Annotated in this window: 1 protein-coding gene; it reads left to right on the top strand. The window is 76.8% G+C overall.

The window, feature by feature from the left end:
• Positions 1-148: 148 nt before the first annotated feature.
• Positions 149-767, top strand: a 619-nt coding sequence (locus tag JFN87_RS33290; RefSeq protein WP_209346252.1) for a CHAD domain-containing protein, incomplete at its 3' end; no start/stop codon positions are given.

Below are 767 nucleotides of genomic sequence, written 5' to 3'. Positions count from 1 at the left end.
CCCCCCCCCCCCCCCCCCCCCCCCCCCCCCCCCCCCTCTCATTCAAGAAAGACGAGGCTAAACAGAAATGACGGAAGACAGAAATTGAACAGAGAGTCTCACGAACCCGGGGGGGGCAAAAAGCGGACGGGGGGGGGGGGGGGGGGGGGTGGCCGGGGGACTGCCGACGGCGGGGGACGCGTTGTCGGGGTACCTGCGCGACCGTGCCGGTGACTTCCTGCGTGGCCTGCGGCTGAACGGCGAGAGCGGCTCAGGCAGCGTGGCGTCCGAGCAGGCGGCGCGCGAGCTGCGCGGCTCGGCCCGCGCGATCGGCTCCACGCTGGACACGTACGGGGCGCTGTTCGACCCCGCGTGGGCGGGCCACTTCCGCGGGGAGCTGGCCTGGCTGTCCGCCACGCTGGGCGAGGAACACGCGTGCACCGCGCGGCTGCACCGGCTGGTGGCCGCGCTGGGACGGCTGTCCGGGCTCGCCGTGCCGGCAGCGACGTCAGCGTCGTCAGCGCCGGACGCCGCGCCGGCGACCGGGTCCGCGCCACCGATCCCGCCGGCGATCCCGCCACCGCTCCCGTCACCGATCCCGTCGGCGACCGCCACCCTGACCGTCGGCGCCTCGCGGGCCGGCGCCCTGCTCGACCGGCAGCTGACGCTCGCGCGGACCCGCGCCCACTCCGCGGCGCTCCGCGCGCTCGGCTCGTCACGCTTCCACGCCGTCGCCGACGCCGTGGCGCTCCTCGCCTCCGACGTGCCGCTGCGCCCAGCGGCCCGGG

Origin of the sequence: Streptomyces montanisoli (assembly GCF_017813245.1) — a bacterium.
Classification (GTDB): Bacteria; Actinomycetota; Actinomycetes; order Streptomycetales; family Streptomycetaceae; genus Streptomyces; species Streptomyces montanisoli.
The sequence above is the reverse complement of the archived record's forward strand: the minus strand, read 5'-3'. Positions and strand labels throughout refer to the sequence as shown.